18 protein-coding genes are annotated in these 22,544 nt (G+C 36.9%); all 18 read right to left on the bottom strand.

Annotated elements, in window-relative coordinates:
- Nucleotides 1–39: 39 nt before the first annotated feature.
- The 18 genes from H6G18_RS04565 to H6G18_RS04480 all read right to left on the bottom strand — a co-directional run bounded on the left by H6G18_RS04565 (nt 40) and on the right by H6G18_RS04480 (nt 22,524).
- Complete coding sequence (locus H6G18_RS04565; protein ID WP_242040186.1) at nt 40–1,233, bottom strand: glycosyltransferase; 1,194 nt, start codon at nt 1,231–1,233, stop codon at nt 40–42.
- Between the two features lie 344 nt (nt 1,234–1,577).
- The gene (locus H6G18_RS04560; RefSeq protein WP_190405902.1) at nt 1,578–2,720 is read right to left on the bottom strand and encodes a glycosyltransferase; all 1,143 of its coding nucleotides are present in this window, start codon (nt 2,718–2,720) and stop codon (nt 1,578–1,580) included.
- 2 nt (nt 2,721–2,722) lie between these two features.
- Entirely contained in the window at nt 2,723–3,946 is a 1,224-nt protein-coding gene (locus H6G18_RS04555; RefSeq protein ID WP_190405901.1) for an oligosaccharide repeat unit polymerase, read from the bottom strand.
- 169 nt (nt 3,947–4,115) lie between these two features.
- The gene (locus H6G18_RS04550; protein WP_190405900.1) at nt 4,116–5,357 is read right to left on the bottom strand and encodes a glycosyltransferase family 4 protein; all 1,242 of its coding nucleotides are present in this window, start codon (nt 5,355–5,357) and stop codon (nt 4,116–4,118) included.
- A gap of 164 nt (nt 5,358–5,521) precedes the next feature.
- On the bottom strand, nt 5,522–6,676 hold the full coding sequence (locus H6G18_RS04545; RefSeq protein ID WP_190405899.1) for a glycosyltransferase family 4 protein: 1,155 nt from the start codon (nt 6,674–6,676) through the stop codon (nt 5,522–5,524).
- A 2-nt stretch (nt 6,677–6,678) separates the two neighbouring features.
- On the bottom strand, nt 6,679–7,806 hold the full coding sequence (locus H6G18_RS04540) for a glycosyltransferase (protein ID WP_190405898.1): 1,128 nt from the start codon (nt 7,804–7,806) through the stop codon (nt 6,679–6,681).
- Entirely contained in the window at nt 7,806–8,918 is a 1,113-nt protein-coding gene (locus H6G18_RS25170) for a glycosyltransferase (RefSeq protein WP_199311551.1), read from the bottom strand. The genes H6G18_RS04540 and H6G18_RS25170 overlap by 1 nt, the downstream gene beginning before the upstream one ends.
- 122 nt (nt 8,919–9,040) lie before the next feature.
- On the bottom strand, nt 9,041–10,351 hold the full coding sequence (locus H6G18_RS04530; protein WP_190405897.1) for a glycosyltransferase: 1,311 nt from the start codon (nt 10,349–10,351) through the stop codon (nt 9,041–9,043).
- A 1-nt stretch (nt 10,352) separates the two neighbouring features.
- Nucleotides 10,353–11,435 carry a glycosyltransferase gene (locus H6G18_RS04525; RefSeq protein ID WP_190405896.1) on the bottom strand — a complete coding sequence of 361 codons (1,083 nt, stop codon included), beginning with the start codon at nt 11,433–11,435 and terminating at the stop codon, nt 10,353–10,355.
- Nucleotides 11,436–11,491: 56 nt separating this feature from the next.
- A complete protein-coding gene (locus H6G18_RS04520) occupies nt 11,492–12,553 on the bottom strand; it encodes a glycosyltransferase family 2 protein (protein ID WP_190405895.1) in 1,062 nt (353 codons plus the stop codon).
- A gap of 80 nt (nt 12,554–12,633) precedes the next feature.
- Entirely contained in the window at nt 12,634–13,854 is a 1,221-nt protein-coding gene (locus H6G18_RS04515) for a glycosyltransferase family 4 protein (protein WP_190405894.1), read from the bottom strand.
- Between the two features lie 6 nt (nt 13,855–13,860).
- Nucleotides 13,861–14,802 (bottom strand): glycosyltransferase family 2 protein, encoded by a 942-nt coding sequence (locus H6G18_RS04510; RefSeq protein ID WP_190405893.1) that lies wholly within the window; start codon nt 14,800–14,802, stop codon nt 13,861–13,863.
- Between the two features lie 78 nt (nt 14,803–14,880).
- A complete protein-coding gene (locus tag H6G18_RS04505) occupies nt 14,881–15,897 on the bottom strand; it encodes a glycosyltransferase (protein ID WP_190405892.1) in 1,017 nt (338 codons plus the stop codon).
- Between the two features lie 13 nt (nt 15,898–15,910).
- Nucleotides 15,911–17,188: a glycosyltransferase family 4 protein gene (locus tag H6G18_RS04500; protein ID WP_313954414.1), complete on the bottom strand. Its 1,278-nt coding sequence runs from the start codon at nt 17,186–17,188 to the stop codon at nt 15,911–15,913.
- Between the two features lie 105 nt (nt 17,189–17,293).
- On the bottom strand, nt 17,294–18,499 hold the full coding sequence (locus tag H6G18_RS04495) for a glycosyltransferase family 4 protein (RefSeq protein WP_190405891.1): 1,206 nt from the start codon (nt 18,497–18,499) through the stop codon (nt 17,294–17,296).
- 139 nt (nt 18,500–18,638) lie between these two features.
- A complete protein-coding gene (locus H6G18_RS04490; RefSeq protein ID WP_190405890.1) occupies nt 18,639–19,910 on the bottom strand; it encodes an ABC transporter ATP-binding protein in 1,272 nt (423 codons plus the stop codon).
- Nucleotides 19,911–19,925: 15 nt separating this feature from the next.
- Nucleotides 19,926–20,753, bottom strand: coding sequence for an ABC transporter permease (locus H6G18_RS04485; RefSeq protein WP_190405889.1), 828 nt, complete (start codon nt 20,751–20,753; stop codon nt 19,926–19,928).
- Between the two features lie 154 nt (nt 20,754–20,907).
- Complete coding sequence (locus H6G18_RS04480; RefSeq protein WP_190405888.1) at nt 20,908–22,524, bottom strand: ArnT family glycosyltransferase; 1,617 nt, start codon at nt 22,522–22,524, stop codon at nt 20,908–20,910.
- Nucleotides 22,525–22,544 lie beyond the last annotated feature (20 nt).

Genomic DNA, 22,544 nt, shown 5'->3' with positions numbered 1-22,544 from the left:
CGGTAGGCGGAACGCCATCGCCTGCTGGAACAATATCCCCTATTTCATCAAACTCATGCTCGATTGCGCGAACGGTAAGATACTTTGATAAACTTTTAGCAAATTTTCAGCAGCGCACTCCCAAGTGTAGTTTTGGAAAATAAAATCACGAGCGCGATTCCCCATTGCTTTTGCAGCTTTTGGGTTACTAAGACATTGATTTAACGCATTAGCGATCGCTTCACTGTTAATATCTACAACATGAGCAGCCTGAGCAAATGCAGCCTCTGGAAAATTACAGCCTGTAGTTATGATACAAGGCAAACCTGCGGCCATACCTTCCAAAATAGACATACTAAAACCTTCTGAATATGAAGGAGAAATATATATGTCTGCGGCTGCTAAACATTCATATTTGAGTTTCCCTGTCAACATTCCCGTAAAAGTGACAGCTTCTAAACAATTTGCTTGAGTAAAATGTTTCTTAATAGTCGGTAGAAATCCGATATTATCAGGGCCAGCTACAACCAAATGAATTTGTGGGAACTGACGATAAATTTTACTAAAAGCAGGAGCTAGTAAATCCAAACCTTTTTTAGGATCAATGCGTCCCAGGAATAAAATTATAGTCTTGTTACGAGTTTTGGGAAATTGTTGGTAAAAGTTTTCTGGGTTTGGTAAAATTGCGAATTCTTGATGATAAATACCATTGGGAATTGTAAATGCTGGTGTTTGAATTTTCAGTAATTTTAGCTGCTTATTCTCATTAGTAGTAGAAGTACAAATTGCATCAGCACTTTGCAGTGATTTTTTCTCTAATAAGGCATAATAAATTCGCTTCTTCCATGCTTTGTATGTCAATGCCCAAGGCTCTAACATACCATGCGGCATTGCCAAGTAGGGAACTCGACGTGCTAGACAAATTCTTTGTACTATACCAATTAAAGGTGCAAAAATTGTGTGAGTATGAACTAAGTCATACTCACGAACATTTGTATAAAGCCATCTAATTAATGAAGTACTCAAAATTAAGTCATCATGATGCCAGCAAGGAAAATATTGGACTCTGTAACCCTGTTCATTTACCCACATTTTTAATGGAACTTGTAATTTAGTTTTACCATTAGCATTTGTTGTAACAATATCAACATGAATCCCTAGTTTTCCTAAAGATTGAGCCAAGTCAATAACAATTTTAGAAATGCCGCCATAGCTGGCTCCTAAATAGGGAGAAATTACAAGGATTTTCATCATATCAAGTCCGCTTAAATAGTATTTAATAAAAGATTTGTGCATTTACCAGTAGCGTTGAGGAAAAAGAGCATGGTAAAGCATTGCCCACTTGTAAAAGCAGTCAAATTCGTGAACGAATATTACCAGTAGCATAAAAGCCTGTTTTCAGAGATTAGGAGATTTGAGGCTTTTAAGTATCTACATATATTTATTGTCAATTTTTGTTTAATAAAACCGAATTAATTCGAGCGATCGCTTGTTATGATTGCTGGCTGCAAGTGATAGTTTAAAAAACATTAAGTAGCTAGATTTAATATTAGTGATTTTATTGATTTTTCAAAAAATAGAAATCAATAAATCTAGAATTAAACACAAATATTATGAATACAATCTGATAGTGCTTCAGCCCAAGTTTCGGGAGTATAGTTAGCAATGATACGACTAGAAGCATTGCCCATTTTATGCCTCTGTAAATCAGATTTTGCTGTCATAGCAGCCATAGCAGCAGCAATTTGTTCTACTCTAAAAGGATTAAATACATAGCCATTAATCCCGGGGAATACTAAATCTGGCACACAACCACAACGTTCTGAAATCAGAATCGGCAAGCCACAAGCCATGCCTTCATTAATTACTAATCCCCACGGTTCCCTGAGACTAGGAAGAATCAAAGCAGATGCTAAACCGTAATAAATCGGTAATTTATCTACCTGCTGAAAACCAGGCCAAATAACATCTAATAAATTTAATTGTTGGGCTTGCGCTCTCAGTTTTGCTTCTTGAGGCCCACCCCCTACCATGACTAAAGACCACGCCTCTTGGCCTAATTGCTGACGATAGAGTTTGTACGCCAACAGTAACCGCAACAAATTTTTTTCAGGAGAGAAGCGCCCTACGTAAAGAAAAAACTTTTTTGGCACTCCAAAATGATCACGTTGCTCAGGAGTGAAACCTTTTATCCTCTCAGATTCAAGAGCAAAGTGATGGTTATTAACCACATCATAACCTCGCCATATATTGTGCAGTGGAAAGCCTAATTTATTCAAGTAGAGTGCAGCATTTGCTCCGGCCACAAAAGCAGCATCAAAGTTACGACATATCCATATACCTTTTAAGCCTTCTGTAATAAAATTACGAGGTCTATCTTGCTGTTGAGAGTCTGATAGCAGAATACGGGCTATTCCTTGAGATTTTGCCCACAGCGCGGCATAACGCATGGCTGGATGAGCATAACCTGCAATAACTAATACATTCGGAAGAATTTCGTTTAAACATTTAACTAACTGGCGAGCAATTACATTTGGATGAATGCTCTCTAGAGTTCCTTGAGCAATGGTTATTAGCTCTGATTGCTCAACGTCTACTACCCAGTCTCGCTGAATCTCTTTAGAGGCTAATTGGATTAATCGAACTTTTCCAGAATAAAGTTTTGCAATTGCTTTGGCACGAGCAAAATGGTAGGGACCAAATTGGGTATGAATAATTGCAATGGTATCTTGAAAAAGCACTGCTAAAAACTCTGATGGTTAAAATCGGAATTGTATTGATTGAGGAGAGTTTTGCGAAACTTGCCAGCACCATAGCGCCAGATTAGCCATGCTGCGGTAAAGGTCCACAAAAAACGGAAGCCCATAGCTTCTAGAGTTTGCGTCACCAGGTAGACAGATAGTGCTGTCATGAGAGTATAAGTAGGAATCCACAAGCCACCCTGAGATAATACTTTGCGCCATGCTGTGCCATATACCCAACCAATTAAGTAGAGGATAATAAAGGAGAACCACCACATTTCCAGCCACATATCTGCAATGATGCCAGGAGCTGCACCTTTTGCGGGTAGCCATCCTAAAGTCTCTTTTATACTTTTAGAACTAATACCAGCGTTTTCCCTAAGGTCAACACCAAATAATTGAGTAGCATCATCATATTTTGTAGGCCACACTTCTTTTGGAATTGGACGAATAAAAAATACAATGAAGTAGCGCCTACCCCATAAATATTCAGAACGTATATCAGCATTCAAGATAGTACTTGCACCGAATATGTACTCATTGCCTGAACTTACAGAGATATATTCTTGCTTTTGTTCTTGTTGTTGAAAATTAAAATCTGAACCGAGATAAATTTCTCCTCGATTGTTGACTATAAATAGTAGTAGCGAGCCTAATAAAAGACTGCCAACAAGCACTATTGTTAATGGAGGTCGCCGTCCTCTTATCAGATACAAACCGACGGTTATTCCAATTAGTGCCATCGCTGTTGGCCCACGTCTTCCCCCCAGTAATCCTTGCATTAGTAGAGGAGTCAAAAATAAGAACACCCATACCCAATCCATTTGAGATAGGCGGGTTCGCATATGACTGGTTAAAAACCATAGTAGTGCTGGTAGGGTTAACAAAAATATTTCTCGCACATAACCAGAGTCATCCCAACCTCCACCATAGGATTTACCATAAGCAGCCTCTATTCCACCTACGTTATAGATAGAATAAGCAAAACCTATGACTCCTATAAGTCCACATACTATAGCTGCCTTTTTAAGGCGTTTGCAGATAAAAGGTGGCAAGCTCCATGCTTGTCTTTGTGGACAGAATTGAACTTTTCCACTACCTATAAAAACTCCTGTACAAATGCTAATTACACCAATTAAATTTATCCATTGCACATATTCTAATTGGCTAATAGATAAATAATTTTGTAATTGTTCAGGAGCTTCCTGAACAAGTTTAATGGGCATATAGCAATACATGAAAAAGAGCAGCATTCCCAGATAAATCATAGGATGAAATGAGTCATTGCTCTTTTGGTAAGCCCAAAATGCACATCCTATTGCAATAATACCGGTTGCAACTGTCAAATTAAAAAATAAATCAAACGTCATGCTTTAATTAGCCAAATAATATAAATCATTTTGCAAGTTTCTTAAAAGCATCCATTAATCTTTGCCCATATTTTTCCCAGGTAAATTCTTTTGCACGTGCTTTTGCATTTTGGGACATCTGATTACGGAGATTATTATCAGTTAGGAGTTGTTCGATACGGTCAGCTAAGGTTTGAGCATCTCGAATTGGAACAATAAACCCATCTACACCATCACGAACAACAGAGCCACAGTTAGGTGTAGTAATTACTGGAACGCCACAAGCCATTGCTTCCAGATGAACTAAAGCAAAGCTATCTGATAGAGTAGGTAAAACAAAGATGTCAGCTTCTAGAAACTCTTTCCTAACATGAGTACGGGGACACTGCCCTACATAATCAGGCCCCAGAAATTCTGGGTGTTCGATTGCTTGTGGCTCGTAAGGGCCAACGACACGTACATCACAATTTACTTTCCGCTTTTGCAGTATACGTGTAGCTTGTGCCAGGTAATGATTACCCTTACGTAAACTGACGGAACCAACAAAAAGAACACGACCTCTTTGGGGATTGGGCTGATTGTTAAACCAATCTTGGTCTATTCCATAAGGAACCGTGACAATTTTATCAGCTTTTCCTCCTAGCTTCACAGTGCGATCGTAGACAAAATCCGACGGTACTAGAATCAAATCGGACATTTCCCATTTTTTTAAATCTCTTTTTATTCCCTCTTCCACTTCATCCAAATCATCCTGCATTTCTATACCAGGGTATAAATTACGTTCATCTCTAAGAATGCGTCCAACATCAGCATTAATAATTACTTCATGAACGATACTAATTCCTTTATCTTTAGCTTTTTGGACTACTTCGATATCTGAGTTAATACAATTTGTATATAGTGAGTTGGCATTAGATAAATTGTCTTTTAATACACGCTGTAAAATTTTCAATTCTGGATTTATAACTGAGGGCGTATTAATTCCTCTAGTTTGCAAATTTTGAGCTACAAAGTTAGTAAGCGTTGTTAGAGGAACAGTGGTAACTTGGGAAGGTTGGATTTCTGGTGGCAGTTTCCTTCCTAGAAATCGTTTAACAGGTTGAGGACGGATAGAGTTTGGTAAAAGATGGCTAATGATTCCCGAAAATCCGACGTTACTGCAAATATCTGTATAAAAATGCTCTAGCATTCCATGTCTTGCTAACAGTGCCGGAACCGCATAGTGCATCCTTGCTCCCATTTGAATAACGATAAAACGTAGTGGACAAACTTCAGATGATAGTGTCATAGCAAAATTTGGTTGAAGTAAAAAATGAATAAATGCCGTCAATGGTTCGACTGCAACTTCTGAAGCCCTTAAAACCTCTAAAGATAAACCTTTCTCTTGTAAAAGCTTTACTTCATGTATATAAAAATGTTTATCAAAAATAGGAAATTTATTTTCAAGATATTTTAGATGAGAGTCTTATAGCGAAATTCCTCTGACCCTTCCCAAACTTGAATAAATTTATGAACTGTTTGCTGCCAAGAAAATTCTTCTGATCGCTTGGCAACTTGCTGCCGTAATTCATAGTATTTTGATGGATTAGCGGTGAAAGACTCTAGGAAATCTGCTACTTTCTCAGGAGGCGTTTGATACTCAAATAAAAACCCTAGTCCATCGGGAACTGTACCAGGAATCCCTCCTATTTTTGTTGATAAAACCGGAACTCCCAAACGCAAGCATTCTAAATTGGAACCAGGGCTTGCCTCAGCCGAAGAAAACAAACATCCAAAGTGAAAGGAGCGAATCAGATCAATAAATTTTTGCATATTATTGGCTTTATCAATAAAGCCAATAGATTTTAATAGAGGATGGCATGGTAAAGTCTTCGGCTCTGAACCAGCTGCAATAACTTCTACTGCAATTCCTCTCTGATTTAGAGTTTCAGCTATTTGTAGTAAATAAAGTAGACCTTTGCGTTGCCAGTCTTTTCCAATAAATCCTAAGCGTAAAGGATTAAGTGGAGGGTAGAGAATTGGAGAGTTTCCTTGATGACCTAAGTTAGATTCTTGAACATTAGCAGCATTACGAATAACGTGTACTTTAATCGGAGATATGTCATAATTTTTCACTACTGATTCTGCTGCCCACTGACACATACAAATTACTTTTTCTGCATTCTGATAGTTTTTTTTTTCTTGTTCTATAGCAGCTTGACGTACATGACGATTAACTTTTTTTGCTAAACCATATTCTGCAAAGTTTTGATGCAGAGTAGCATCGATATAGTAGCTGACTTTCCAAGAATTAGCCCAAGTAACTGGAGGTAATAAAGGAAAGTGACTGATAATTTCAATAGATTCTTTATTCAAGTTTGCTTGAGCAAAAAGCTTTTTAAGAAATAAATCAGTATATTGAAACCCACCTTTTTCAGCAGTTTTCAAGCAAGTTAACAGGTTCCAAATTATTCTTTGAGTGCGTAATTTATCAGGATTAAGTGTGATACCTGCATCAAGGAAACCAAGTTTCTGTCCAGCTTTTAAAAAGAAATAAGGTGTATTGCTCCAGGTGTTAATTTGGTTAGGATCACCAATGACAGTTAACACCCTTTTGATACTTTTCATAATTAGCTAGTTTGTTTCAACAGAACACTATACCAACGCTTTGAACAGTTTTGAATACTAAACTTTTCACTAACATACTGGTATGCCCGTTTTCCCCATAGATTTCTCAAATCATGGGAATTGATGAGATTTTCTATTACTAAAGCTAAACTTTCTGGAGATTTTACTAAGAAACCTGCCTGGCCATTGCCTAAAACTTCACGACAAGCAGGAACATCACTGGCAACTACAGGTAAATTTGCTGCCATTGCTTCTATAATCGCAATACCAAACCCTTCATCTGGAGTAGTGCTAAACGCGTAAATATCCATCTGTCCCAATAAGCTGGGTACATCATTTCGATTACCCCAAAAAATTACAGACTCTAGTAAACCAAGTTCTTTAGTGAAGGCTTGCAACCGATTTCTCTCTTCGCCATCACCAATTAACCATAATTGAGTATTACAGTACTTTTGATGCACAATGGCAAAAGCACGAATTAAGCTTGCTTGGTCTTTGATCCGATTGAGTCGAGCAACCATACCGATAGTAATAGGTGCATTCACTGGACGTTGCTGACGACTGGCTAGTGCTTGAGAGGCGATCGCTTCTACATCACAACCATTAGGAATTGCAAATGAACCTGCTGGCAACTTAGACAGTTTTTGAAGCGAGTCGTGAGTAGCCTGAGAGCAAGAATGAATAGGAATTTTTAAAAAGTGAGAAGCCTGAATAATTAATTTCCATTTGTATTGAATTGATTTTTCTTGGGGTGCAGGGTTACCTGCACGCGTAACAATTGAGACAATACCAGCGAGTCGAGCTGCTAATCCTATAAATATATGCAAACCAAAAGTTTGAACTAAGATTGCTTGAGGTTGTAATTTTTTAAGTGTTTGTGCAATTCCAAAAATAAATTCCAGTTTCTGATTTGTATTATAAGGTTGTTCTAAAATTACCAAATTTGGTACTGCCTGAAAAACTGGCAGCATCTCCAGGTTTTTGGGATTAAGGTTAATTAAAATATTTTGCACATTTGATGGTGAGTTTTGCAAAATTTGGAGACATATATTTTCTGTGCCTCCAAAGTGAAATCCATTCAAGAAATGTACTATTGTAAAAGTTTGATTTCTGGAAATTTTTTTGTTCATTATACCCCTAAGCCTAGACAAGAAGCATAGGACTTTGCCATGTTCTCAATAGTAAATTCACGAAATACCTTTTTTTGAGCTAATTCTGCTCTAGACTTTGCAGATTTAGGGTTTGACAAAATTTCTATAATTCCATTTGCTAGGGCTTGCGAGTCATGAGGCTTGACTAAAAGTCCCAAGTTACCCTGATCTAAAACTTCTTGACAAGCACCAACAGCAGTAGCAACAATTGGTACACCAGTTGCCATAGCTTCAATTAAGGCTACTCCCAATCCCTCATCAGGTTTTGCTGAGAAGATAAAAATATCCATCTCACTCAACAATTTGGGAATGTCCCGCCGCATTCCTAATAGATATACACAATCCTCAACTTGCTCTTGCTGAATTAAGGTTTCATATTCTCCTCGACGGCTCCCTTCTCCAATGAGCTGAACCTTAAATAACATCCCACGCTCTTTTAAAATGTGAGCGGTACGAATTAAGGTAGGTTGATCTTTGTGCTTTTCCAGACGAGCCACCATCCCAATGTTTAAAACGTGATTGGACGGAAATTGAAGTGGGGAGTTAGATTGATAAAACTGCTCAAGAGGACAACCATTGTAGATTGTGACAGTTTCACTTTCTGGGACTCCTAAGTATTTAATTACGCCTTGGCGAACATAATCGCTACAGCAAATTAGTATGTCAGTAACAGGTCGTCCTAATTGTATTAGGAACCGAAATTTTTGAAAGGCAGTACCTGTCCAATAGGGAGGGTAATTTCCAGCATGAGCAGCGATTCGACGGACACCTGCTAAACGCGCACCATAGGCGATAAATGTGTGCCATCCCAGGGGCATTGAGAGTAAGGCATCTGGTTGGAATTGATGACAGATGCGATAAAACTTAAGAATTATCTGCCCGTAGCGCCTATAGCCATAATTAGAAATATTAAGGCTATGGATCTGTATGCCTAGTTGTTGGAATTCTGAAACTAAATCTGTTGGTTCAGCATTCAACGTCACAACCATAGGTTGAATATTATGCGCTAACCACCAACGGCACATTTCTAGTACTAAGACTGGTGTTCCTTCAGCGCATAAAGATGTGAGGGCAATAATAATTTTTTTCACAAGAAATTAAATTAAGCTTCGATTTTGCAATCCCTGACAAACTAAATGTACAATCCTTTCTGTACCACCATACTGCTGTGGTGGTGGAATAGGGATGTGAGGGTCAGCAATGACTAGTACCTTCATTTTTGTAAATCTTGATACAGAGATAACATATCTTTTGCGAAGCTAGTCATTTTTTTAGGTGGTTTAATATTCATCTTTAACTTCTCTATTAACTCTCTATTTCTTGCCAGACGGGTAAAAATATTGGCAAGCTCATGAGCATTACCTGGTTCAAAGAGAATGCCATCAACTTCATCTCGTACTAATTCAACAATGCCTCCCAGACGGCTGCCAATTACAGGGACACCAGCAGCAAATGCTTCTAAAACCGTAAGAGGGCCGGTTTCCAGCCAGATAGAAGGAACTACACAAACATCGTAATTAGCCAATGTTTCCACAATTTGAGTGTTTGGTAGATTATGCTTTAGTTCAAAACGAACATCTCCTTTAATCTGTTGCAGCAGATTACGCCCATAATTTTTACTTTCCCAATAAGGTCCAAAGAAAGTAACTTTAATAGGTAATTCCTTTGGTAATAACTTAACTGCTGCAATTAAAATATGAATACCTTTAATATCAATACATCGCCCAACAAATACGATATTTAAGAAATCACTATGGGATTTTAGTTGGACTAAATGTGAAACAGGATTTGGGCCTCCTGGACGCAAGAAATGTACTTTTTGTGGATCTGCCCCATTCAACAAGACGATATCTTTTACCCACGCAGCATGCACATGTAAGGCATCCACCAATTCGATTATTTCTAACCATGCAGAGTGATGCAATTCAGTCATTTTTCTGGCTGTGAGAACGTGGTTGATTTTACCGGGACTAGCGGGGTCAATCCAGGGTGGAGAGCCAAGTGCCACAAATCGAGCTACAGGAGAAGGTAATCCGGCATAACTTAATCGACACTCTGTGCAACGATAGCCTGATATCTTACCGTCACATACTTGCTTACCGTGATAGAGTAGCGCACTTTGGAGACAAGATTGACCAGGACTGTGATAAGTCATGACCACCTTGCAACCCGCCTCTTTAGACAAGCGCATATGTGTAATTCCTGCGCTACTACAAGAATCATGGAAGTGGACTATATTTGGCTGATATTCAGCCAGCACTTCCCTAAATCCTATAGGATGATTTGTAGTTCTGCTAACACTAGCAACGCGATCGCCGTGATCGGAAATTGGAGGTAAAACACAAACAGGAACACCTTCATGGTGGTGATTTCCTAAAGGTTCCCGACCGGAAACATCTTGATGAATAGCTACCTGTACATCAGCTCCTAAAAGTTGCAGGTTTTGACATAGGCGATGACAGTAAACCTCACGTCCACCGATTGTCCAAGGTAAATAAGCAACTGGGAGGTGCAGGATTTTCATATTAATTTAATATAGTTTTAATAAACCTTGCTTCTGCTTTTTTGGGTGCTTGGGGAAAAGGTACTTCTGCAAATTTCCCACTTAGTAAGCTTTGCAACTCTTCAGGATCGTCGTAAATGTAAACTCCTGGTATATGACTTGCACTGCGAGCAGCAATGCGATTAGCAATTACAGGGATACCTGCTACCAGCATTTCTGGAATACGAGTTAAGACTCCTACTCCTTTGAGTTGATGAATTAATATTGCTTTTGCCCTCAAAAGTAAATCTTCCAGTTCTGTTTGGTTGGCTGTTCCTATAATTTTCAGCCAGGGATAATCAATTATATTTTTTAGGGATTCTGTTTGATTACCCACAAGTGTAATATTGAGTAGTTGTTTTTCTGGATAACAATTAATCCAAGCAAGTAGTTCTAGAATGCCTTCTCGCGTCAATTGATTATGTACAGAACCCAATATTAAAAATTCTTTTTGAGGATATTTTTTCCTTTGTTGGCGAATTTGAGAGTAAAAATTAATTAGTCTTTGAGAGGGATAGTAAGGAAGATATTCGGCATTAATTCCACAATTATTTAACAATATTTGGTCTTCTTCGGAAATTGTGAAAACTGCATTTACTAAACTAAGTGCTTGAATTTCTTGTTTTAAGTATTGAAAAACTGCATGAGAAGGACGCTTATAAAAATATATTTGAAAAAACGACTCTAATTGATGTGGTAATGCAATAACTGGCAGATTATATTTCTTACCAATTTTGGGCGTGACTGATTCGGCTGTAGTTTCCCAAATTAGCGCATCCAGTCGTTCAACTTTGGTGAGTTCCTGCTGATATTGATAATACTTTTGGCCCAGTCCACCTACCCTGCGATCGCGAAAGGCATCCCAGTTGCCATCTTGGATACAAAGGCTGGCTCCAGTCAGGCGATCGCTAATCGGTCTTGATCGATTGAATTGTGAGTCATGTAGTTCTGTTACATAAATATTGTGTTTTACTAAAATTTCTAAAATTTGCTCCGAACGATGGATACCACCATTGGTTGGATATTTGAAAGGAAATGCACAGGAGCGTAGAATATGCCAAGTCATTTATTTATAGATAAATAATTAATTTAATTAAAATTCTATTAATTTGGATACAAATACTATTTTAAATTTTCATTTAGCTGAGTAATATTTATTTCAATTGGCCCAGACACACCTAAATTTATAATTTTGGAAGTTATCCAATTAATTGAACTATCTTTATTTTTATTAGAATAAAATATTTTATTTAATATATAGTATGTCACGGTTTTAGGTATTTTAAATAGGCAGTGAAATAAATAAATAAGCTTGGCAATTACTTGCTTTCGTTCATTAATGCCTACAGTAACCATTGCCATTTCATATTCAAAAGCCAATTCTGAAAATGAAATTCCTTTTACTTTCTTAGGGTTAAGCTTTTTCGCTATTTTCAAAGCATGATGGGCCATTCTGAGTAGATTATTGAGATTTTTAGGAGTATAAGGGTTTGTGGTTGCTTGAGCCGAATGTTTACGCCAAGTTGCTAAATATTCAGGAAGATATACTGTGTTGTAGAGCAAAGATGCACGCATTCCCCATTCAAAATCTCCCATAGGCCCCCAGCAAGTTTCAAAGTAACCTATTTCATCAAAAACCCGCTTGCGGATAAGTAATTGCGTCACAGAGGTATAGACAGTATTAACCGCAAAGTGAAGAATACCGTCATGAGGAGCCAATCTTTTATGGTATTTCTCTAACCATAATTTGAAGTAATTACACGCGCCAAACTGATTCCACTGTTTATCTGGAGGAAGGGGTTGAGATTTTTCATCAATAAATACCAAACCACACTGGCATAAATTACAGTCACGATTAGAATCAAGAGCTTTGACCATTTTTTCTAAGCAGTCTGACCTCATTGTGTCATCGCTAGTTGCAATGTAAATATACTCACCATGAGCAAGGCGTATGCACGCATTAAATCCTGCATAAATACCTTCGCGTGGTGCTTGAAATAGTCTAATTCGAGGCTCTTTGGCTGCATATTCTTGTAATAATTCCCATGCACCATCATCAGAATAACTATCGACTATTACAAGTTCCCAATCTTGAAAAGTTTGGGACAAAATGCTGTCTAAGCGCTCCGGTAAAAATCTTCGATTATTGAGATTAGGGAGACAAATAGAAACTTTCGGTGGCATTAATTTAATATACTTAAGTTTAAAAAGTATTTTTAAAAAAAGTTGTGCAGAACCAAGTAAGAATCACTCAAGTAAAAGTATTATGAATACAAAACCTTTTGGTAGATTTCAATATACCTTTTTGCTTGTAAATCTAGAGCATATTCTTTAAGCGTAATCGCTCGACAATTTTCACTCATTGTTATTCGTAACTGTTCATTTTCTAGTAATTGAATAATCCCATGACAAAAATCTTGAGTATCTTCTGGTTGAGCTAGGTAACCACTTATGCCTGGACGTACTAAATCAGGTACTCCACCAATTTTAAAAGAGACCATCGGCGTACCACAAGCCATGCTTTCTTGTAGTACTAAGGGTAAGTTATCAGCACGAGTGGGAAAAATGAATAAGTCAGCCGCAGAGTAAGCTATGGATTTAAGGCGATCGCTACTTACATAACCAAGGTTTAAAGTTGGTATTCCCACTACATCACCAATTTTTTCGCCTCCGTTACCTAAAGTTAGCAATAATGTCTCTGTTTTTAACGATTCAGGTAGGCTTTGCAATGCTTTTACAAGTAAATCCCCACCTTTACGGGAATCTTTAAGGCTATCCGCAGCAAACATGAGTACTTTTTTCTGAGCAGGAATACGTAAAATGTCCCTACATTTATCTTTATTTAAGGGTTGGTAAGCATCTGTATCAATACTATTTGGTATATGATAAATGGGAAAGCGGTTAAGCATACTCTTTTTTGTCTGCTCAGTCAGCCATTGACTGGGAGTTATTATCATCAGACGAGAGTTACTATAAACCCAGTTTTTCAGTTTCCATTCCAGTCTGGTATTATCTCTAGCTATTGCCGGATATGTCTCAGGGTAGGGACACTGACCGCAACCTTGTTGCCAGCGATCGCAATCATAACTGTAAGCGCAATGTCCAGTAAAGCTCCACATATCATGGAGTGTAAAAATAGCAGGTTTACTTTTAGTTAATGCGGGAATAGCTAAATAATTAAAATACTCAGTGTGCAGATTATGGAAATTAATAATATCAGCTTGTTGATAGAAATTATGTTTTAAAATATCAAATGTGCTTACTAAATGAAGATAATTTAATCCTAAGAGCCTATTCAGACGAAATAATTGATTTTCTAAGCGATGCTTACGAGGTACAGCAGCAACTTCACTATGATCAGTTTTAACTATACCAACCAACAGTTTTGAGTTAATACCTTGTTTCAATAAACCTTGATGTAGTCGGTAGCCTGCGAGCGCTGCTCCACCAGAAATATCAGATTGGTTGATGTGTAAAACATTCATATAACATTAAGATACAAAGAGCAGCTTTTTTTTCACCGAAGATAACCGTCGGCGAATTTTCATCAGTGGTTGGTCTTGCTGTCGCATTTGTTTACCTCCAAAAATATAGTCAAAGGTGTGCTGATCTGCTTGTGTTTGCCTAACTATAAATGGAGGATGCTTAATTTTCCAAATATCCGTTGTTGCCAATTTAGAGCGTGGGCTATCACCTGTTGTATGAGCAGCATCTGGTCTATTAAAACCCAGATTTGTAATCAGGTTTTTATTAGGTGCTATGACTAAACCACCTTGAGACCAACAAGCATAAGTCCATTGATAATCCCATGTGTCTATTACTTGTGGATCTTCATACATTTGGTCAAAGAGATTTGTCCAATATTGTTGTTCGTATAAATCTTCAAAAATGAGTTCAAGTAAGCCTTGCTGTTTAAACTCTGGCCAAGTTTTCATATAGTAATCATAATGTTGCCAGGCTCTTCGCCAAGAAGCCCAGCCCCACCCGTGCATATATTTTGAGAAATAATAACTGTATTCAGTTCTACTGTGGTTAACAGAATTATCACCATTAATGTGCATGATTCTTTCATCATGTCTATAATGTTCCAGCATTGCTTCACAAAAGCTGAAAAATGATGGTGCTGGTAACGTATCGTCTTCTAAAAAGATAGCTTCCTCTACTTGCGAAAAAACCCAGTCAAATCCAGTAGCCTCCCGACGACCACATCCTAAATTTATTTCTGAGAAATTAGTAAAAACTTCACAGTCCCAATCTACTTTATTGATAATACTTCTAGTCTGTTGACACTTTTCGGCTTCTTCGGGAAAGCGTGGACCATCGGCAATAACGAACAGCTTTTCAGGTTTTGCTTGGGCAATAGCAGCAAATACTTGTTCTGTTAAGTCAGGACGGTTAAATATAAGAAACCCTACAGGAGTTTTAAGAGACATAGCTATAACTGTAATCTATTTCCTAACTTCTGATTTTTGCTTAATTATAAGACGATGAAAAGTGTAGTAAAATTAGCCTTATATGCTTGTACTAACTGGCTGCAAAATTTGCCGTACTCTATTTTTAACGAAAAGCTTAATGGCTTGCTGACGGATTTTGAAGGACTGGCTACACTTGAGTGCTTCTTGAATTTGATTATTAGCACCTTCGATTTCACCAACTGAAAGCATTTTTCTAGCAGTATCCAGAGCGCATAATGCTGAATATTCTCTATTTTTATCTAATAATTGGCTGACAATCGTATTGGGTAGGTAATTAGGTAAGTATGATTGAACAATCTCAAGACCCCTACGCACATCTTGAATATTTTTCCCAGTGCGTACATAACGCCCACTATTAGAAGCTGAGTGCATACGGTATATTGCCAATGGCTCAACTTCATACCAGAAGCCATATTCAGTAGCAATTCTTACCCACATTTCCCAGTCTTCATACCAAGCTAATCGTCTATCAAACCCTCCTAAACTTTCGTATACTTCACGTCGTACTACGATTGAGGGTGTCTGAATATATTGCTTAACAATAATGCGCTCTAACCAATTGCTCAACACTCCACTTTTTGGTTGTAATAATTCAGATAGAAATTGCCAATTCCCATGTTCATCCATAAAAATATGACGGCAAAATGCAGCACCTATTTCAGGTCTTTCATCAAATGCTTGCTGCATTTTCAGATAGAAACCCTCTCGCACACAATCATCACCGTGTAGTAGATGAATCAATTTTCCGCGCGATCGCTTTAAACAAGTTTCAAAGTTTCTCGTATGACCGACATTTTGGGGCTGTCGATAAAAGCTGACACGACCTCTTCCTAGTTCGGCAACTACTGCTTCAGGATCGTCTTTCGTAGAGTAATCATCAATCACCTCTATTTGCATCATCTCAAGTCCTGGATCTTGGGCTAATACACTAGCTAATGTTTCACGCAAATATGATGCACAATTATAGCTGGGTATCATTACAGACCAGAGTGGACGATGTATTCCATCTGGAACGGGTGGAATCGTAGCTCGATATGAGTGTTGTTCCTGCATAAAAACTATTTGGTCAGTTGTCAACTTCGTTCTGAAAAAGAAAGTCACGCATTTGCTTACCGATCACTTCAAATGAAAAAGCTTGTTCTGCTCGGTGGCGGCCCCGTTTGCCTAATTCACGTCCAAGAGATGTAGCATCTAAAATGCGACCTAATGCCGCAGCTAAGGCACTGGGATCTTCACGAGGTACTATGATTCCACCTGAAGCTTCACCTTCGTTAAAAATATCGCGTATACCGTTAACATCGGTTGCGACTACAGGTAGTTCACAAGTCATTGCCTCAATTGGTGCAACAGGAAAGCCTTCATATCGAGATGAAAGAACATAAACATCTGCGGCTGAGATGTATTGCCAAAGCAGAGTGCGATCGCGAATATATTCATTTATCCACAACACATTTGTTAGTTGCATTGAGGCAATACGCTGATGCAATTCCGGTGCATCGCTACCTGAACCTACTAAAAGCAAACATAATTCCTGATTTGGACGCTCACTACAAATTTGTTTCCAGGCTTCCAGCAAAATATCTAAACCCTTGTGGGCAATATCAATACGACCGTGGCACAAGGCGACTCTCGCATGATTTGGAATACCCAATGACGTTCTTACTTGATTGCGATCAGATGGATGCCATGCCATCACATCCATTGGATTGAAGATTTGCGCTATCTTTTGGGATGGTAGCTGATAGCGATCGCGTACCCGTTGAATCTCTGTTTCAGGTCCAATAATTAAACCTGTACTTGCTCGTAGTGTCAATGGACGTATTGGACGTTCCAGACGACTGCGCTGACCACTACCCCCTTGAAAACTGGCAAATACAGGGATTTGTAATAACTTCCCTAGCAGAACACAAATATCGAAGCTAGGATTTTCATAATCTTGAAAGACGATAGCGTTAATACCTTGTTGGTTTAATTCGTGACTCAGTAATAAAATCGGTAAAACTAGGTAAGAATCAATACTTTTACATAAACTCCTACCCGATATTTTCATTGCACAAGTTAAATAGCGAAAACTACGATGAAGTATCGGTGCTGGTAATATACAAACTCTTGCACCAGTAGGTTCATGTTTAAATTGTAATGTTTGTGAAACACGAGATGAAATGAATATTAAAACTGTCTGCACACCTGCAAGTTGCAGAGCCTCTATATAGTTGAACATCCAACCCCCTGTTTGCTCAGTGCGAAATATTTCTAAGGAAACTCCGACCGTATCAAAAAAGTCCTCGAACAGACCACCGCAAGACATCAGGGCAATTTTTAGTTGTGATTGATTACTCTCCACAATTACTTAAACTATTTATGTCTAAAATTCAAAAATGAATAATTAATAGGCAGGATATAAGAATCAAAAGAATTATTACTTGTGAGTTTTTAAAATCCAATTTTTCTAACTGATATTCAAAATTTCTTTAAAAAAGAATTCATATGACTCTACACAATTCTGCATCTTAAATTTTTCAAATGCCTGCATTGCAAGACGAGAATGACTTTCTAGCAAACTAGAGTCATTTATGTACATAAACATTTTATCTGCCAAAATAGAAGTGTCTGCTTTACCATCTTCACTAAGACTAACTAGAAAACCAGCTGTTTCTCCGTTGTGATTTATCATTTCCGGAATTCCACCAATATCAGTAGCTATAACAGGTTTTCCAAAAGACAAATACTCAATAATTGAGTTTGGTAGACTTTCCCCAAAAAAATAGGTTGGTAGCATAGCTACATTAAAAGCATCAATCCAGTAATCTGGTTCCGAAGAATAACCTATAAAATGGATAACAGATTTTAATCTAGGCTCTAAAGAATCTTTCAAGGAACACAGATAGTCACTTTCTCCTACAAGTATTAAATGAATATCTTTTTTGCTTACATCACTTACATATAAAATTGACTTAAATGCTTGAATCGCTTCATTCCATCCCTTTTCAGGTATGCCTCTAGCAACCATCCCAAAGACAAAAGAGCTTTTTGGTATTCCTAAGTTTTCTCTTGCACAATTAGTAATATTTCTTTTATTTTCACGAAAAAAGCCATAATATATTATCCGTTCTAAAGGTTTATATTCTTTAATATATTTTGAGAATATTTCTTCATTGGAACGAGAGCAATATACTATGCCGTTAACTCTATTTGCTATCTTGTGAACTTCTTCGAGTGTTGATATTTTTTCCTCAATAACATAGCGATATTCACCATGATCAGTCATTATTATTGGAATTTTATAAGATTTTAATGCATTTACAACAAATTGATCGGAGGGATACAAGTGGCTATTGATAATATTTATATTATAAAAATGGATTATTGCTCTGAAGTAAAGAAATCGAATAATTCGTCTTATTTGAGCATTAATTTTAAACCTTAAAAGTAGCGCATCTGCTTTTATTGCTAACCAATTTAGCCTTGATGGAAGATATATAGTTTTTATATTATGTGGTAATTCTTGGAGCAATCTGGATGTATTATGTTTTTGAAATAGTTCATGATTATAAATATAGACAGAATGATTTTGAGAAAGAGCAATTGCTAACCTTACAGCAAATATTTGTGCTCCTCCTATACTTAAATCGGAAACAGATATTAAGATATTCATGCTTAATTAATGACTCAATTATTATTTAATGGTAATTAAGTTGTTTAAAATTAATGATTGTTCAGGCACTTTTATGGAGAATGAACAGAAAAATGCCAGTTTAGTAAACTGCATAATCTAAAATTACGGCTCTTTAGTACTATATTATTTTCCAAACGGAATCTTCTAAATAAATACACTCATTAGATTGCCATTCATACTCTTCTCTCTCAGTACCGTGCATGGTTACTTCAAAAGGGCAAATATAAGTGAGTTTTTCTAACAAAGTATTGCTACGACGCTCTAATAACCAGGTTGTTAAAGTATATGATCCCATATAGAGTCGGAATTTTGGTATATAACATTGTAGAATAAATTTTCCTGCTTCTTTTCTGAAGGGGGCTTGGGAATCGTAAAACCAGAATGCACAAATAGATTGTTGCAGTTCGTTAACTACATGAAAAGAAAACCACAAACTTTCATGTGGATGAGTAATATTTAAAGCGAACTCAAAAGTAATATGCTGACCCCAAAAATGAAGACCTTGTTCATCAAAGGTATGTACTTTGGCCCAAGCTATGTGGTTTTCAGTTTTATTAAGAGGCGCTTTGTAATAAGCGGGTTGAGCATCCAAAACTTTTGGCTCAGTTAAATATAACCGCACTGCTTGGTCAGTATAACCATCAAACCGAATTTTTCCTGTTGAAAACAATATGCAACGATTAGTTAGCTGTGCAATCGCTTGCATACTATGACTAACAAACAGGACTGTGCGTCCTTGATTCGTAGAAACGTCCTCCATTTTTCCTAAACATTTCTTTTGAAATGCAGAATCACCCACTGCCAAAACTTCATCCACAATTAAAATTTCTGGATCTAAATGTGCAGCTACTGCAAACGCCAATCGCACATACATTCCAGAAGAGTAACGCTTAACTGGAGTATCTAAAAATCTTTCAACTTCTGCAAATTCAACAATTTCATCAAACTTTCGCTTTATCTCAGCTTTACTCATTCCTAAGATTGCACCGTTAAGAAAAATATTTTCTCTTCCCGTCAATTCAGGATGAAAACCTGTCCCTACCTCTAATAAACTGGCAACTCGTCCTTTAATTTCAATTTTTCCGTGCGTAGGCTCCGTAATTCTACTCAATATTTTTAACAGAGTGGACTTCCCTGCACCATTACGACCAATTATGCCAACTCTGTCTCCCCGCTTAATTTCAAAAGAAACTTCTTTTAATGCCCAAAACTCTTCAAGTTCAAGATTATAAATTTCTTTGTCAGCAGGTTTCAATATTTTTTTACTTAATGCATTTGCTCTATTACTAATAACTTCTCGTAAGGATTTATATTTGGATTTTCCCTCCTGCTGATGACCAATAACGTATTTTTTGCTTAAGTTTTCAACTCTAATTACTGTATCAGACACGTAATCAACTCCTCACTAAATCACATCAGCAAAAGTACGTTCCATCTTACGGAAGTACCAAATACCACTTATTAACAACAGAGTCACAATTACCAAAGATAATGCAAATCCAGGTAAATATATCTGTGATTCACCACCTAAAATTGCCCAACGGAAACCGTCAATAACTCCCACGATTGGGTTAAGTGAATATAGAAAGCGCCATTGTTCTGGTACTATTTGGCTGCTAAAACCTACAGGAGAAATATATAAACCAAACTGGACAATGAATGGCACAATATAGCGAAAGTCTCTATACTCTACAGTTAAAGATGCCAGCCACAATCCTGCACCCATTGATGCTGCAAAGGCAATCAAAATAAATAGTGGTAGCGTAATAATGCGCCAACCAGGTACAAAATTGTAGTAGGCCATTAAGCCCAACAAAATCATGCCAGAAATCATGAAGTCTACAAAACTAACAATCACCGCAGATGTTGGCACAATCAAACGAGGAAAGTAAACTTTAGAAAGTAAGTTGGCGTTACCAATTAAACTACCGCTACATTCCGAAAGCGAACCGGAGAAAAATTGCCAAGGTAACATTGCAGCATAGACAAGAATTGGGTAAGGAGCGCCACCTTCACTGGGTAAATTAGCCAACTTTCCGAATATGACGCTAAATACTACCATTGTTAAAAATGGTCGAATTAAAGCCCATGCCATGCCGATAACAGTTTGCTTATAACGTACCAAAATATCACGCCATGCTAGAAAGTAAAATAATTCCCGATATTTCCATATATCTTTCCAATACTGCTTTTGAGTTTGTCCAGGTTCGATAATTAGTTCTTGTTGGTTCATCTATATACCTGCATCTAATAAATAGCGTGAAAAGTCAGATTGAGAGATATTCTTGGAAAGCTTATACTTACAAGCTTTAGGTAAATAGTTCAGATTATTTGTAATATTTGATTTTGCTGTGTGTATTAATCCAAAAAGTAACTTAAAGTAATTTCTAAATAACTTTACGTAATACAAATAATTTTTCGTCTCTCCAAGGTAGCCATCTTTTAAATGAGTATTCTTTTTCTAGTTCATAAGCAGCTTTAGGCACAAAAGAAACAGTATATTTATACTCACCTTGACCCCATAGACAAGTGAAGTCTCCCCAATTAATACTAGTTTGTTGAGTATTTTGTTGATACTCAGGATTACATATTTCCAGCCTGTTTCCGAAATACCAGCCGTTAAATTCGAACCCACCGTTGATTTGATGAGGAGATATTTGAGACTCTTGCATTAAATCATTTATGGCTTGCCATCTAACTCGATTCCAAGAAAGGTAGTCATGGGTTGCAGTAATGGTGAATCCTCCGCAAAAAATTAACATAACTAAGCAAATGATAACTGCTTTTAAGCTAGGCTTATTTTTATAAACGTTGTTCATTTTTATTGAGATAAATATCAATAAAAATGGTAAGCAGAGAATGAGGTAGCGATCAAACCAAGAATCTTTTAATGCAGCTATTGGTAAAAGATATAGAACTGTACTAGAAATCGTTAATATTAACAAATATTTTCGATTTAAATCTGTTTTTAGGCTAAATATTTGGAATATAGCAAACAATAAGCACTGAAATAATAAAGCAGCACCAACCACCCCTACTAATGTTAATATTTGCCAAATTGCACTAATGATAAATCTTGAAGTAGGCTTTAAGAAAGCATTATAACCATCTAATGCTTGAAGACCTAAACTGAATGAATCTAGAACATTGCCCACTAAAGGCATTTGCAGGCGCTTAACTAAAAAATATACTGAAACTACCGCCACTATAAAATATGTGCAAGAAATACTAATTCGTTTCTGCCAAAGAGAAAGTATTTTATATTCAATAGAAACCCTAACTATTAAAAGTGGAAATAGAAATAATCCTAAATATATTGAAATAATTAGTAAGTTTTTAGAATAAATTGCGATAATTTCAATTAAATTTCTCGAAAAAGATTCTAGCAATTGCTTGCCCTGAAAACTATAAAGAAGAGGTAATCTCTCAGTTAGCCGTAACCAATGTGAATAAGATAAATACAAGGCTATACCAAATATACTAGGAGTTAAAGCTGCAAGATATGTTTTAACTTCTAAATCTTTTTTTATTAAATATGCCAAACTAAATGCTGGCATAATTACAATAGCCAATTGACGATTAAGAATAGATATAAAAGAAAGAAAAATACCAATAATAATTTCAATATTTGAATTTTTATTAAGCCCTCGAATTAAAAAATATAAAGATAAAATTGTAAATGTTAAAGAAGGTACATCACTCATAAATGAGTTAGAAAGTACAAAATATAAAGGATTGAATGCGACTGTGAGCGCTCCAAGCAGAGAAGATTTAGGACTAGAATTAACCTCTCTTAATAAAAGATAAGTTGTAATGACACCAATTACTCCTAAAGTTAAGGTAGAAAATCTTAGAGCCGTAAATGAAAATCCAAAAGGTAGACAAAAAAGCGCTCCCCAAAACACCTGGGGTAAAAGGTTTGTAGCAGTCCAGTCAGAAAGTTGAAAATCTCCCGTTTCTAATAATATTTTGACGCTCCAGCCATAGGCCCAGTCATCATTCAAGGGAAAATTGCCTATAGGAT

Source organism: Anabaena subtropica FACHB-260 (assembly GCF_014697105.1).
Lineage (GTDB): Bacteria > Cyanobacteriota > Cyanobacteriia > Cyanobacteriales > Nostocaceae > Trichormus > Trichormus subtropicus.
Note: the sequence above shows the minus strand (reverse complement) of the source record. Positions and strands in the feature narration are given on the sequence as shown.